This is a genomic window from Ignavibacteriota bacterium, from assembly GCA_016212665.1.
In the GTDB taxonomy this organism is placed as follows: Bacteria; Bacteroidota; Ignavibacteria; order UBA10030; family SZUA-254; genus FW602-bin19.
Window position 1 is genome coordinate 80829 of the sequence record JACREZ010000032.1, and the last position, 14601, is coordinate 95429.

General features: G+C 41.9%; 10 protein-coding genes. 6 read left to right on the plus strand and 4 right to left on the minus strand.

From position 1 onward, the window contains the following. Positions 1-52: 52 nt before the first annotated feature. From HY960_10940 to HY960_10955, 4 genes are all read right to left on the minus strand, one after another. The gene (locus HY960_10940; GenBank protein MBI5216257.1) at positions 53-1468 is read right to left on the minus strand and encodes an undecaprenyl-phosphate glucose phosphotransferase; all 1416 of its coding nucleotides are present in this window, start codon (positions 1466-1468) and stop codon (positions 53-55) included. 177 nt (positions 1469-1645) lie between these two features. Then, a complete protein-coding gene (locus HY960_10945) occupies positions 1646-2248 on the minus strand; it encodes a D-sedoheptulose 7-phosphate isomerase (GenBank protein MBI5216258.1) in 603 nt (200 codons plus the stop codon). Positions 2249-2325: 77 nt separating this feature from the next. Then, complete coding sequence (gene alaS, locus HY960_10950; GenBank protein MBI5216259.1) at positions 2326-5178, minus strand: alanine--tRNA ligase; 2853 nt, start codon at positions 5176-5178, stop codon at positions 2326-2328. Positions 5179-5421: 243 nt separating this feature from the next. Continuing rightward, on the minus strand, positions 5422-5724 hold the full coding sequence (locus HY960_10955) for an ATP-dependent Clp protease adaptor ClpS (GenBank protein ID MBI5216260.1): 303 nt from the start codon (positions 5722-5724) through the stop codon (positions 5422-5424). A gap of 126 nt (positions 5725-5850) precedes the next feature. On the opposite strand from HY960_10955, the gene HY960_10960 reads away from it, so the two are divergent. From HY960_10960 to HY960_10985, 6 genes are all read left to right on the plus strand, one after another. After that, positions 5851-9552: a T9SS type A sorting domain-containing protein gene (locus HY960_10960; protein MBI5216261.1), complete on the plus strand. Its 3702-nt coding sequence runs from the start codon at positions 5851-5853 to the stop codon at positions 9550-9552. Positions 9553-9839: 287 nt separating this feature from the next. Further along, positions 9840-11018 carry an ImmA/IrrE family metallo-endopeptidase gene (locus HY960_10965; GenBank protein MBI5216262.1) on the plus strand — a complete coding sequence of 393 codons (1179 nt, stop codon included), beginning with the start codon at positions 9840-9842 and terminating at the stop codon, positions 11016-11018. Then, entirely contained in the window at positions 11015-11521 is a 507-nt protein-coding gene (locus HY960_10970; protein MBI5216263.1) for a DUF4411 family protein, read from the plus strand. The genes HY960_10965 and HY960_10970 overlap by 4 nt, the downstream gene beginning before the upstream one ends. A gap of 331 nt (positions 11522-11852) precedes the next feature. Then, on the plus strand, positions 11853-13037 hold the full coding sequence (locus tag HY960_10975) for a hypothetical protein (protein MBI5216264.1): 1185 nt from the start codon (positions 11853-11855) through the stop codon (positions 13035-13037). A 73-nt stretch (positions 13038-13110) separates the two neighbouring features. Then, positions 13111-13770, plus strand: a complete 660-nt coding sequence (locus HY960_10980; protein MBI5216265.1) for a hypothetical protein — start codon at positions 13111-13113, stop codon at positions 13768-13770. Positions 13771-14110: 340 nt separating this feature from the next. Continuing rightward, entirely contained in the window at positions 14111-14464 is a 354-nt protein-coding gene (locus HY960_10985; GenBank protein MBI5216266.1) for a helix-turn-helix transcriptional regulator, read from the plus strand. The last annotated feature ends 137 nt before the right edge of the window (positions 14465-14601 follow it).

Consider the following 14601-nt stretch of genomic DNA (forward strand, 5'->3'; position numbering starts at 1 on the left):
ACAGCATCTAACCGCTTCAGCGGTCTCGAAAATAGTGGCTCTGGATAATCGTTCAATCACGATGAAAGATAACAGCCCCGACTGTCTTAAACAAAATTTTCAAATCCAAACCGAGCGACCAGTTTTCGATGTAAAATAAATCGTATCGGATTCGTTCTTCAAGCGACGTATCGCCGCGCAATCCGTGAATCTGCGCCCAACCCGTCATTCCAGTTTTTACTCGGTGACGGTCAAGATATTTCGGAATAATATTCTTGAACTTCTCCACGTAAAATGTACGTTCCGGTCTCGGACCGACTAAACTCATCTCGCCTTTCAAAACATTGAACAATTGAGGAATTTCATCAAGACTTGTCTTGCGAAGAATTTTTCCGATTGTTGTCTGGCGCGGGTCGTCTTTTATTCCGAGACCTACTTGATTGTCAAACTTCTCAGCGCCAACGTTCATCGTTCTGAATTTTATCATCTCGAACGGTTCACCATCAAACCCAATTCGCTCTTGTCTAAAAAAAACCGGACCTTTCGATGTTAGTTTGATAACAATTGCAATCACCCCAAACAACCACGAACCAGCGACCACGAGCCCTAAACCGACAACCACATCAAATCCCCGTTTCATGATTCTCCCCCACGTCGTAATCGGCACCCCTTTAATTTTGATGAAAGGAATTCCTTCGATTTCTTTCACCTTCATTCCGCCCGCCATCAACTCAAGAATATCCGGCACCATCATAAACTCAACATTGATGCCTTCACACTCGCGGAGTAATTTGTAGAGCGAATCATGTTCATCGAGATTCATCGCAACTAACACAAGTTCAATCTTCTGCCTGCTTAGCGAATCGGATACTTCATCAAATGTTCCGAGATAGTGTTCTTTGGCAAGCGATTCATCCTCAGCGCATTTCGTTTGAGCAAAGTACCCGATGAACTTGTAGCCAAGTAAAGAGTGATTGTGAAGTGTCTCATAAATCCTGTTCGCTGTTTGATTGTTGCCGATGATGACCGCGTTGCGGAGTTCTTTTCCCTTCTTGTATAAAGATTTTTCTATTTGGAATACAAGAACACGTCCGATGAAAAGAAACAAGGAGGAAAATATCCAAAGCAAACCGAATACAATTCGGGAATAAGAAAACGCTCGGTAGAAAAACGCCGCGCTCATCACGAGCAACATTCCCAAACTAACCAACTTCAACACATTGACAAATTCATCAGCAAGCGAAACATTTCGCCTCGCTCCGTACATCTCTCTCGAATTAAACAGAACCCACCAAACAGGTATCACAACCAATGAACCATAAACATATGCATCGAGGGGCGGCGTATCTTCACTTACATTGAGGAAGGAAAGAAAGTCGGTTTGAAATCTCAGCCAGTAAGAAAACAGAAATGCGAGTTCAATTGCTATTCCATCGAACAGAACAGCAAGTGTGGGAATGAGAAAGTCGTTACGGCGCGGACTACTCATCGAACGATATTCGATACTTGCCCGCCTGAGGCGGGTGAAAGATGTGCGATATGCGCTTCAAGTTTCTTGTTTCAGATTTCAAGTAAACCTGTTCAGATACTGACAACTGAATAATAAAAAATACTCACAACTAACCACTCACCAATTAACTATTTAACCAATTAACCATTCAACCAATCACGAGAACATTTCATTCTCAACAATCCCACAGATAATGTGAGCAACCGTAATGTGTCCTTCCTGAATTCGTTGCGTGTCATTGGATGGGATGATAATGGGAATATCAACTAACTCTTTTGATGAGCCGCCTCCTTTTCCGAGAAATCCTATAACAATCATCCCTTTTTTCTTTGCTTCATTGACTGCGCGATTCACATTTTCCGATTTGCCGCTCGTACTTATTGCAATGAGAACATCACCGGCATTTCCCAACGCTTCAACCTGCCGACTAAAAATATTATCGAATCCGATGTCATTGCCACCTGCGGTGAGACATGAAGTGTCGGTTGTCAGCGCAATAGCGGGAAGTGCCGGTCTGTCCGGCTTGCTCATGCGAATGACAAGTTCGGTTGCAATGTGTTGCGAGTCTGCCGCGCTTCCGCCGTTGCCGCACAACAACACTTTTTTCTTGTTGTTGAACGCACCGATAATTGCATCAACTGCCTTCAGAATATCTCCTGCACATGCTTCAAACATTTTCTTCTTTGTCTCAGCACTTGCATCGAGTTCGTCCTGAATATATTTTTGTCTGTACAAAAGTGTTAACGGTAAATGAGCCATAAAATCAATTCAAAAGTAAAAATGCAAAAGGTAAAAAATAAGATATCGAATCAGTGTAAATCCGTGTTGTATCTGTGTTATCCGTGGTGAATAAAATTAGCAACATCCTTCAACACCTCATCCAACTTCCCGACATCCTTCCCGCCTGCAGTTGCGAGATGTGGTCGTCCGCCGCCGCCGCCGCCGAGTTTCTTCGCAATCTCTCCGACGATTTTCCCTGCCTGTAATTTTTTCTCTTTGATGAGGTCATCAGTAACAACACAAACAAGCGAGACTTTTTCATCAATCACAGATGCAAGTACACCAACGCCGGAGCCAAGTTTCGAGCGAAGTGTATCTCCGATGTTTTTCAACTCGTCAGCGGTTGAAACTTCAATCTTCGCCGCAACGACTTTGAACCCGGCAACTTCACTTCCACCGCTAACAAGTGCATCGATATTTGATGACGCTTCCTTCACACGCTGCTTACTTAGTTCTTTCTTCAGATCATGAGTTGATTTTGTAACCTGCTCGATTGTATGTTCCCTCACTTTGATTGCATGTTCAACCAACTCAATATCTTTTGCAGTCGGTGATTCTGTCGAAAGTGAAACAGTACCCAATGTAGGTCGAGACGCTGTCTCGACTCGCGCATTACCAAGTTGCTTCTCAAGTTCTTCTTTCTCCTCAATCAACTTGGAAATCTGCTCATCCATCTGCCCGACTTTCTCAATCTGCTTTTGGATGTGCTGTTTCAATCCATCTCCCGTTACCGCTTCGACACGACGAACTCCACTTGCAACACTTCCTTCTGAAATAATTTTGAACAAGCCAATCTCACGCGTGTTTTTCACGTGCGTTCCGCCGCACAGTTCGACCGAAAATTTCGGGTCAATTTCAACAACACGAACTGTGTCTCCATATTTTTCACCGAAGAACATTTTTAATTTCGGGTAACGACGTTTCGCTTCTTCGATGGACAACCAATCCTTCGGGTCGTTCAGTGCGTTGACGGTGATGTTCTCAGCAATCTTCTCATTAACGATTTCTTCAATTGCTTTAATTTGGTCTGCTGTCAGTTTTTCAAAATGATTGAAATCGAACCGCAAATAATCCGGTGCGACAAGCGAACCTTGTTGATGCGAATGTTCACCAATCACCTGACGCAATGCTTCATGGAAGATGTGTGTGGCTGTGTGGTTCTTCTCAATATTTCGACGTCTATCAGAATCAATTTTTACCTTTACTTCAAGGTGGATTATTCTGTTATCATAGCCTTGTATAAATAGGTCTGGAGTCTGTATTTTATGGATATACTGTCCAATATCTTTAAATGTGTCAGTGACCAAATAAGTTCTTGTACTAACATCTTGTGACCTAATTTGAAACGGCTCCACGGGTACATTTGATATTTCTATTATTCCAGTATCACCAACTTGACCTCCTGATTCGGCATAAAAAGGGGTTTCATCTAGAAAAACTCCTATGAATTTTGCATCAACATCACGGGCAAAACCCGCTACCCTTGTTATTAATTCATCTTTAACATATCCTGAGAAACGAATAGGTTGAGTTGTAGTACCATGACCCATTAGGGAAGCAGTTTTATGTTTCGATGCCCTTCCACGTTCCTTCTGTTCCTCCATCAACTCTTCAAACTTTGCACTATCAACCTCCAACATATTTTCCCGCGCCATCATCTCCGTCATATCAATCGGGAAACCAAACGTGTCATGCAATTTGAAAGCAACTTCACCGGAAAAAATATTCTCCCCTGCACTCTTGCATCTCTGCACTTCTGCACTATGTAATTCTATTCCTCTATCCAACGTAACATTAAAACTTTCCTCTTCCCCTTTAATCACTCGTTCAATATGCGATTGCTTCTCCTTAATCTCAGGATACTGTTCACCCATCGAATCAACAACTGCCTGAACTACTTTGTAAATAAACGGCTCCCGCATTCCAAGATTTCTACCAAAGCGCGCGGCACGGCGGAGAATTCTTCGCATCACATATCCGCGCCCTTCATTCGATGGAATTCCACCGTCGGCAATCGAAAAGGATAACATGCGGACGTGGTCAGCAATCACTCTCATAGCAATATCTATCTCTGTCTGATGAGAGTTTTGAGAATCACTGCTCACCGCTCCCTGCTCACCGCTGTAGGGTTTTCCTGTCAACTCAGCAATCCGAGCAATGATTGGAGAAAACACATCCGTATCATAATTCGATTTCTTCTTTTGAAGCACCGCACAAATGCGCTCGAAACCCATTCCCGTATCAACATGCTTTGCCGGAAGCGGCGTTAAGTTTCCACTTGAATCCCGGTTGTATTGGATGAAAACAAGATTCCAGATTTCCATCACACGCGGGTCGCCAGCATTCACCAAATGTCCGCCTGATAAATCCTCTGTCAAATCAACATGGATTTCCGAGCAGGGACCGCATGGACCGGTTTCACCCATCTCCCAGAAATTATCCTTCTTTCCGCAACGATGAATGTGCGAGTGTTCAATGTCGGTAACGGACTTCCAAAGTTGTTCTGCTTCGTCATCAGTTTCAAATACCGTAGCATGAAGCCGCTTTTTATCAAGTCCCCAAACCTGCGTAAGTAACTCCCACGCCCATTCGATTGCTTCCTTCTTGTAGTAATCGCCGAACGACCAGTTGCCGAGCATTTCAAAAAACGTGTGATGATATGTGTCGCGTCCAACCTCTTCAAGGTCGTTGTGCTTGCCGCTGACGCGAATACACTTTTGAGAATCCGCTGACCGAACGTAGTCCCGTTTTCCCGTTCCGAGAAATACGTCTTTGAACTGGTTCATGCCCGCATTGGTAAAAAGCAACGTCGGGTCGTCGTATGGAATAACTGATGCGCTCGGAACAATCGTATGTCCGCGCTGTTTAAAGAACTCTAAAAATTGTTGTCTGATTTCTTTGGATGTCATTTTCTCATTAGTTTTGGATATTTCTTTGGGTCAAAATACTTTTTGCCGTCCTTACTCATTGTCCAAACATCGCTTATCTCTCTCATTTCGGGTAACACCTGCCCCGCTTCGGATTTCAAAATCAAAGATGTTTTCATTCTTCTTCGAAATTTCTTATGAGCGATATGTTTATCCTTCTTTTCAGATTCGGCAGTCGTGATACCTCTTATTGGAGTTTTTCTCCTCGAACGACTCATAACATTCTTACACTTCTATCTGTGTATGCAAACCAATCTCTTCCAGCACACCGCTCACGCGGATACAATTCGGCATATCCCCTTCAAACACGGCTGATTTACCTCTTGAATGAACTTCCCATGCAATCGCGTTTGCACGTATGGAGTCGCAGTGAATCGCTTTGATAAGTTGTCCGATGACTTCATCGAATGAGTGAATATCATCATTAAAGAGTATTACCCGGGATGGCAAATCCATTCCGATTCCGATATCTTCTTCAAGTTCAGTATCGGTTTCGACTACGGAGTTATAAACGGCTGTGGTGTTCATTGGTTAATCGTGTCCAATTTAATCAAACTTGAGTCACTTTTCCAAAATGACTTTTTCGTTCTTCTTTTAAAATGTCATGTCGCCTGACATTGTTTTTCTCTCATGTTTGAAATATATTCTTGGCACATGAAACTATATCATCAAACAAAATTTTTGTTCAGCGTTGCATCCTCAATCGTATGCTTCGTACTTGCGTTCTTTATTATCATTCAAAACTCAAACTCATTCAAAAACGAACAGGAGGAAGAAGGTCACGCGCTTGACGCGTTCAACTGGTGGTATGGTCAACGGGAAAATTCAGATGGGATGATTGCATCGCAATCGCTATTGAAGGCTCATCGGTACGCATCAAGCAAAATGAAACGAGAGGAAACCAAACGACAACCGAATGGCAAAACAGTTCAATGGGAATCTATCGGACCGAACAACGTAGGCGGGCGGATTCTTTCGCTCGCAATTGACCCATCAAACACAAACATCCTTTGGGCAGGCTCTGCAAGCGGTGGATTATGGAAATCAACCACAAAAGGAATTGGCGCTGATGCATGGGAGTACGTCAACACTGGCTTCCCGACAATCTCCATCAGCGCAATCACGATTGACCCGGCAAATCCGAATGTCATGTACATCGGGACAGGTGAAATCAGTTATTATCATTTTCCGTTGATAGGAACTCCGGGAGCGAGAGCATCATACGGAATGGGAATTTTGAAATCAACAGACGCAGGCGCAACATGGAACACAACTCCTCTCACATTTACTTTTTCTCAAATCACGGCAATTCAAAAAATTGTTCTCAACCCGCTCAACACAAACACCGTGTACGTTGCTACGAGTGAAGGTGTTTACAAAAGCGCCGATGCAGGACAAACATGGAGCGTTTCCAACTCAGTCGTGATGACAATGGATTTGGTGATGAGTCCTTCCGATACTTCGTTGTTGATTTCTTCTCACGGCAACTTAAACTCGTCCCCCAATCCGGGAATGTACCGAACTACCGATGCGGGTGCAACGTGGACGCTCATTACAAATTATTCTCCGACATTCTCTGACTTTGGAAGAACTGCTCTCGCGTTCTCTCCATCAAATCCACAAATAGTGTACGCGGGAATCAGTAGTGGTTCAACACGTACGCTTCTCGGTTTATATAAATCATCAGATAGTGGAATTTCCTGGACGAAAGTTTCATCTACTAATTATGTCGGCTCGCAGGGCTGGTACAATAATGTTGTCGCCGTAAACCCACAAGATGAAAACGTTGTGTATTGCAGTGGAATTGATTTGTATGAATCAATCTCCGGCGGAGCGAACCTCACACGAAAAACAGATTGGACACATGGCTACATGTATTACATCGCGCCGGGTGGAATTGAAGGCGACTCACTCTATGCTCACGCAGACCATCATGCAATTGCCATTGACCCAACCGACCCGAATATCATTTATGCAGGAACTGATGGTGGCGTATTTCAATCAACGGATGGAGGCGAAACTTTCTCCGGAAGAAACGGCGGACTCGTCACGACACAGTTTTATCCCGGCTTTGCAAATTCTTTTTTGAATGAAAACATCGCGTTCGGTGGATTGCAGGATAACGGAGTGCTAAAATATCTCGGAACCACTGCATGGAACAAAGTTGACGGCGGCGATGGCGGTTGGTGCGCAGTTGACCCGCGAAGCGATAACATTGTCTTTGATGAATATGTCTATCTGACAATTTCGAAATCAACAAATGGCGGCTTAACATTCCGAAGTATTTCTGCAAGTCTTCCAACCGGTTCGAGTAATGCAAACTTCATCGCGCCGTTTGTTATTAGCCCTTCCAATCCTGATATTTTGTATGCAGGTACAAAGGTGGTGTATAAAACAACCAACGGCGGCGACTCATGGTTTGCAACCAATGGCGGAAACTGGTTTAACGGAACACAAGTCTCGGCAATCGGCGTTTCGTGGTTGAGTTCAGATACATTGATGGCGTCAACAGGAACAGGAAGTTACAACTCATCCCCTTTCTTTCAGATTTTCGTTTCAACCAACGGCGGACAAAATTGGTCGAACGTAACCGGCTCACTTCCCAATCGCTATCCGACCGATATTCATTTTGATTATTCAAACAGCAAAACTGTTTTCCTGACATACTCCGGCTACGGAACTTCTCATGTTTTCAAGACGACAAACTTAGGACAAACGTGGCTCAACCTGACCTCAAACCTTCCCGATGTTCCGACGCAATCCATTGTCACCGACCCGGAAAACCCGGAAGATATTTTTGTAGGAACTGACCTTGGAATCTATCACTCTTCCGATGGCGGAGAATTCTGGAACGACTTCAATGCAGGAATGCCCCTCACGATGATAACTGATGTCACCATTTCAAACATCACCGGAATACTTCGGGCATCAACGTTCGGGAACGGCTTGTACCAACGCTCGCTTCCGAGAGTTCCTGTTCTCAATCTCAAGTATCCAAAAAACGGTGAGACACTTATTGCCGGAAAAGAATATCAAATCAAATGGACGCAAAGATATTGCTCGAATGTTGACATCGAATATTCATCCAACAACGGAACCGATTGGCAAACAATCGCATCAAATCTTCCTGCGAACACGGACTCACTCAGTTGGACAGTTCCGTTTGATTCGACTGAGACTGCGAAACTCCGGTTCATTCATCTCAGCGATAGTTCCGTCATTGATTCAACTCAATATTTTTCGATTATCATCGCACCGCATGTGCTCAGCGATTGGAACTTGGTCTCCCTTCACCTCTCTGTAAATGATGCGTCGAAGTTGAACCTCTTCCCTACCGCCTTGAGCGAAGCATATCGTTTCGAACAAGGATATAAAATCAGTGACACACTGTACAATGGTTTCGGCTACTGGTTGAAATTTGAAAAACCGCAACATGTATTTATTGCAGGCGATTCTATCTTCACAGATACCGTACAGGTTAATGCGCGATGGAATATTATCGGTTCGCTCTCCGTTCCGATTTCTGTCAACCAAATTACCGAGAGTGTTTCCGGATTGACAACGTCTGCTATCTTCGGTTATGAAGATGGTTACTACATTACCGACACCATTAAACCGATGCACGGATATTGGGTGAAAGCATTACAGGCAGGAGAACTGATTCTTTCTCAATCGAACATAGTATTTCCAAAATCTTTGAGTGTGAAGGAACAATTAGAACAACTCAACTCACTCACATTTGAAGACGCACGGGGAAAGAAACAAACACTCTATTTCGGAACTACGTCATCAAAATTCAACAGTAATCAATTCGAGATGCCCCCCACTCCTCCCGGCGGCGCATTCGATGTCCGATACTCCACCAACAAGTTCGTCACATTGTTTGATAAAACACATCCGGCAGAAATTCCCATCCATATTTCTTCAGAACACTATCCAATCAAAGTCTCATCAAAAATTATTGACGCTTCCCAAAACATCTCCGTAGTAATTGATGGATCAAAAACTCAATTAACATCAATAACCAATGTACAAATCGTCAATCGTCAATCGTCAATCTCAATCATCAATACTACTTCTCCCGATCTCCCTAAGCAAGTAGTTTTGAATCAGAACTATCCCAACCCCTTTAATCCATTGACAATTATCAATTATCAATTATCAATTCACAATTATGTAACATTAAAGGTGTATGATATTCTTGGAAAAGAAATTGCAACCTTAGTTGATGGAAAACAAGAAGCAGGTTCTCACTCAATCAAATTCGATGCAAAGAATCTCGCATCCGGAATTTATTTGTACAAACTAACGGTCGGTTCGTTCACCGAAACAAGGCGGATGATAGTATTAAAATAAATATTCCCCCTTTGAAGAGCCTGTCCCGAATTTATTTCGGGAGGGGCAGGTCTACGACTCGTAGAGGGGATGTCACACCAATGAAAAACAAAATTATTCCATCTCCGAATCTTGAAAATAGAATGGATATTTGTTATACTGTCACAGAACAACAAACATGTCTTCAAAAAAACATATTACGTAAATCATACTTGCGTAGTTAGCAGTCATACTAAAAGACATCACAGTTATAACAAAACACTACTTTTGAAACAACATTAATATTCTTTTTGTACCTTCGACATTCAATGGCAGACAAGGCATACATAACCCCAAACGTTTTTAAATGGGCAAGAGAATCGGCAAGAATGTCCGAAGAAACTGCTGCTGCAAAAGTTTCTGTATCTGTCGACAAACTGAAAGAATGGGAAACAGGAACTAACCAACCTACCATTAGACAAGCACAAACCTTGGCAAAAGCTTACAAAAGACCTTTTGCTTTATTCTTTTTACCGGAAATTCCAAAAGACTTTCAGCCTCTTCAAGACTTCAGAAAGAGTGGCTCAAAATCATTAAGCACTGCTTCAGTATTTATTATCCGTGAGATTCAACAAAAACAATCATGGATAAGTGAACTGAATGAAGAAAATAATGAAAATAAAATTCCATTTGTCGGCAGATTTTCAATTAAAGACAATCCGGTAAATGTTGCAAATGATATATTAAATACATTTGGCATTACCCCGGCTAACTACAAAACTGAAAATCCAATTAAAGAATGGATAGACAAAGCAGAGTCGAACGGAGTATTCATTTCACGTACAAGTTTTATTCACTCACGACTTAAATTAGATTCAGAAGAAATTCAAGGTTTTGCAATTGCAGATCCTTTTGCACCCTTTGTTTTTATTAACTCTGACGATTGGAATGCACCACAATTATTCACACTTGTACATGAACTTGCACATCTTTGGATAGCTGAAACTGGTATTTCAAACAACATTGAACCGGAAATTAAAAATAAAGATAAGTTTCACCCCATTGAGTTGTTTTGCAATGAAGTTGCTGCGCATGCTTTAATACCGGAAAACTTCATGAACAACATAAATAAAAACACTTTTGATAATTCAATGGAAGTTTTTAAGGTTGCAAAAAAATTAGGGGTTAGTTCATTTGCTTTTTTAGTGAGAGCGTTAAACCTCAATCTTATTTCAATCAGTGTTTATCAAGCATTGAAGCGAGAAGCGGATGTTGAATACAACGCTTTTCTGAAAAGAGAAGCAGAAAATAAAGCAAAACAAAAGAAGAAAGAAAAACCCGGTGGTCCAAACTATTTTCTCTTACAACTTAATAGAAATAGTCGGCTATTTACTCAAACAGTTTTAGATGCGTTTCGTGGAGGTTTTATTGAACCTACTCAAGCAAGTAATTTACTTAATGTTCGAGTCAATAAATTTCAAAAATTAGAGGCACAGTTATATAAATGAGCACAAAGGCAGATTTATATTGTTTAGATGCCAATGTACTTATTCAAGCTTGGCTAAAATACTATTCACCCAAATTTTGCTCCGAGTATTGGGATGTTCTTAATCAGTTGGGAATCCAAAAAAAGATTTTTCTCCCTGCGTTAGTTTATGAAGAAATAACTCGGACTGAAGATGACCTATCGCATTGGTTAAATAATAGTAACATCCCAATTCACAAAATTGATGAACCTGTCACCAAATGTTTGCAATCCATATATTCTCAAAATCCTCTACACAAAAATTTAGTTGACAACACAAAGTCAAGGTCGTTAGCTGACCCTTGGTTGATAGCGCATGCAATGAATGAAAGTGCGACTGTTGTTACAAAAGAAGAAAAGGTTACTGCGCTTAATTCAAACAAAATAAAAATACCGAATGTATGTGAAAACATGGCTGTAAGGTGCATTAACGACTTTGAATTTATAGACGAAATGAACATTAAGTTTTCATGTAAATTGCAGTGATACGATACTCAGCAAACCGCCAAACTCACATCCGGCTCGTTCACAGAAACAAAACGGATGTTGGTACTAAAATAAAAATTCCCCCTTTGAAGAGCCTGTCCCGAATTTAATCCGGGAGGGGCAGGTCTACGACTCGTAGAGGGGATGTCCCAACCATGAAAAACAAAATTATTCCATCTCCGAATCTTGAAAATAGAAAGGATATTTGTTATACTCACACTCAATAATGAACACATTATTCAAAAACATATCACGTTTATCTTCCTTACTTTGAATAGATATACGGAATGCGTACTTACAGTAGTTATACGCCAGCACGTGTCAGTGAGAAATGAAAGCAGCTGTTGACTCCATATTAGATCTCTCGACTTGGGAACTACCAAATCCCAAAAATCCCGAGACGGCATATTTTCCTGCAAAGGACGGTGTTGGCAGGCAGATGGCACGTTGGATTCTTCCTGATAGTCTATCTCCACTCGACTTGTTCTGTTACATCCGGGCACGCTTCGGTCCGCCCAATGGTCCAACAATGTTGATCCGACAAAACTCAACCGACAATTTGATTCAATGGCATTACACCCTGCGAACAGGCACAATACCTATCGACATTGTTGGATTGACATCACGCATTGAGGTCTCGTTTACTCACGTTCCTGAATTCTCTCGGGCTGATCAGGAGAAACTCGTCGAGAACATCAAGAAAGACATCTCCCATCGTGCACCAGAAATAAAGGCGGTGCGGCAACAGTTGGAGAAATACTCTCTTTTCATCAATCCATACAAACGTTTGTCTGACATCCTTGATGATTTGCAGAACAGGCTGCAGGGTCTGAAACTCGACGAGATTCAATTGCCAAGGACACCTACCACTGCGGTTACAAAGAAAGAAGCGGAAGAATGGCAAGCCGAAGCCAAGCGTTGTCAAGTGGTATTCCGTGAAGGTGCTTTACTCGGCACCAGCATCAGGATGATTGCTCCCGTTCTTGGTGAGTCTTTCGTCAACCTGCTGATATTCAGTCTTGCCAAGCCAGAAATCAAGAACGATGAGCGACTATACAAGGATTTGATAAATAAGCAGATAGATATTAGAATCAAAAGTCTACATCTCTATTGCCAAGGGTTTGCAAAACCAATCGATGCGTCAAGCGACTCATTCAAGGACTTCCACACATTAATGAATCGTAGAAACGATATTCTCCACGGCAACATCGACCCGCTGAGGTTGAAGTATGACGAGGCGTACTTCTATGGAACAATTCCCCTTTTCACAACGCAAAAGGATTTTGCAACAAGAGGCATCAAGGAGTATCTGAGTGGTGTTGAGCCAGAGATTGCTCTTGCCGACATTCGCACTGTCACGAGGTTCGTGGAGTTTGTCTTGAATCATCTTTCGCCGGATTACATATCTTCGGTCGAAATGATAATGAATGATCCAAAGCCCGGATGGAGAGAGGACACCAAGCGAATCGGTATCCTTTTTTCCGGAGTTGCCGAAATGTTATTGATCAAGGAATGAAGTGACACGTGCCGGCGTATAACAAGCAAAACACCGAACAAGGAATTAAGAGGAATATTTACTTAGGTGCCAAATGCCAACGATAACTGAGACGGTTGACAACCTTGACGAAGCCAAGATTCTCGGGTACTTCGAGGTTATTCGAGGAACTTTCCTGACAAAGATTCTTCAGTTCCTGATGATTCATGGTGAGAAAGACAGTCATCCAATCATTGCTCGATCCAAGATTCCCAACGATGTCATTGCGCAAGTCAAGCACGAATTTGGCAACGAAAAACTGTTCTTTCAGGCCCTTGAGCTCGAAAACGAAGAACTCTATCACAATCTGATGGAAGACATTCTCACATCGATACTGGTCGGGTCTTGGATTACTTTCGAACAGATCGCTAAAGACATTCCCAACCCCAATTATTCACACAATGCCGATGACCAGAGTCTAGACTATAAACGAGGAGATTTCGGATTTTCCAAGACAGAAAAGGATAACCTTGATCTGTTCTACTACATTCGAAATTCAATTCAACATCACAACGGTGCTTACTTCGCTTCCAGAGAGGTAAACGCTAAGTACAATGAACAAGTCTTTCAATCCATCGGACACATTGGAGAGAAGATGATTATCAGCCTTCAAACAGCATACAAAATTTGTCTCGACCTTGAACGACTTTCGTGTAAGGCTTGGTCAAATTATCAACGGCGCAAATACATCTCATTACAACCGTCTCCGTTGTAACGTAAGTGCCTGACGCTCCAGCCTGCCTGCCGCAGGCATGGCGTCCATTATGAGGTATCGTGTACATCTGCCTCTGCCACAAGAATACTCCATGATGCTACAAGTAAAATCAATTTTCATCCTTCCGCTTCTTATTTCTTTCATCCTATTTTCTATTTGTAACATCTTCATTTTGGTTTCTTCCTTCCTGTTTTTGATTAGTTTCAACACGTTTTCAATTTCTTTCATACTCATTTTTATTTGTTATTACCTATTTCGTATTAGTTAAATACTAATTTTTGTTTATTGCATACTATTTTCTATTTTTAGCATCCTCTATTCAAATTAATCAAACAACATTATGCTAACTCTCGACCTAAAAGCAATTTGCAAACTTCGTGGCATTGATAGACCATACTCCTTTTTAGTAAAAGCGGGAATTTCTCCACAATCTGCAACAAAGTTAATAAACAGCAATACCCGCATTTTCCGCTTAGACCACATCGAAATCATTTGCGACAAACTTAACTGCACTCCCAATGACCTCCTTCGTTGGAAACCGGATAATGGTTCCACCCTCACCGACAATCATTCTCTGACAAAATTATTACGGGATGAGAATTCATTCCAATTGCTCGAAACGTTAAAGGCTATACCATTAGAACAGTTAAACCAAATCGCAACACTCATTAATCAACAAAAAACAGGCAAGTAAAAACCAAATCTCCAAATAATCAAAATTGAAATTAGCAAAGATATTCGTTATACTGTTACCGAACGATGAACATGTCTGAAACAAATATCTTACGTTAGTCCTTCTTACGTTGCTCGGTCAACGACCTGTCGGGAAAT

What these genes read in the sequence shown, in the direction of transcription:
- HY960_10955 (MBI5216260.1), bottom strand. Translation starts at nt 5,724, where the DNA reads ATGAACACCACAGCCGTTTATAACTCCGTAGTCGAAACCGATACTGAA.
- HY960_10970 (MBI5216263.1), top strand. Translation starts at nt 11,015, where the DNA reads ATGAGCACAAAGGCAGATTTATATTGTTTAGATGCCAATGTACTTATT.
- HY960_10940 (MBI5216257.1), bottom strand. Translation starts at nt 1,468, where the DNA reads ATGAGTAGTCCGCGCCGTAACGACTTTCTCATTCCCACACTTGCTGTT.
- HY960_10945 (MBI5216258.1), bottom strand. Translation starts at nt 2,248, where the DNA reads ATGGCTCATTTACCGTTAACACTTTTGTACAGACAAAAATATATTCAG.
- HY960_10960 (MBI5216261.1), top strand. Translation starts at nt 5,851, where the DNA reads ATGAAACTATATCATCAAACAAAATTTTTGTTCAGCGTTGCATCCTCA.
- HY960_10980 (MBI5216265.1), top strand. Translation starts at nt 13,111, where the DNA reads ATGCCAACGATAACTGAGACGGTTGACAACCTTGACGAAGCCAAGATT.
- HY960_10975 (MBI5216264.1), top strand. Translation starts at nt 11,853, where the DNA reads ATGAAAGCAGCTGTTGACTCCATATTAGATCTCTCGACTTGGGAACTA.
- HY960_10965 (MBI5216262.1), top strand. Translation starts at nt 9,840, where the DNA reads ATGGCAGACAAGGCATACATAACCCCAAACGTTTTTAAATGGGCAAGA.
- alaS (MBI5216259.1), bottom strand. Translation starts at nt 5,178, where the DNA reads ATGACATCCAAAGAAATCAGACAACAATTTTTAGAGTTCTTTAAACAG.
- HY960_10985 (MBI5216266.1), top strand. Translation starts at nt 14,111, where the DNA reads ATGCTAACTCTCGACCTAAAAGCAATTTGCAAACTTCGTGGCATTGAT.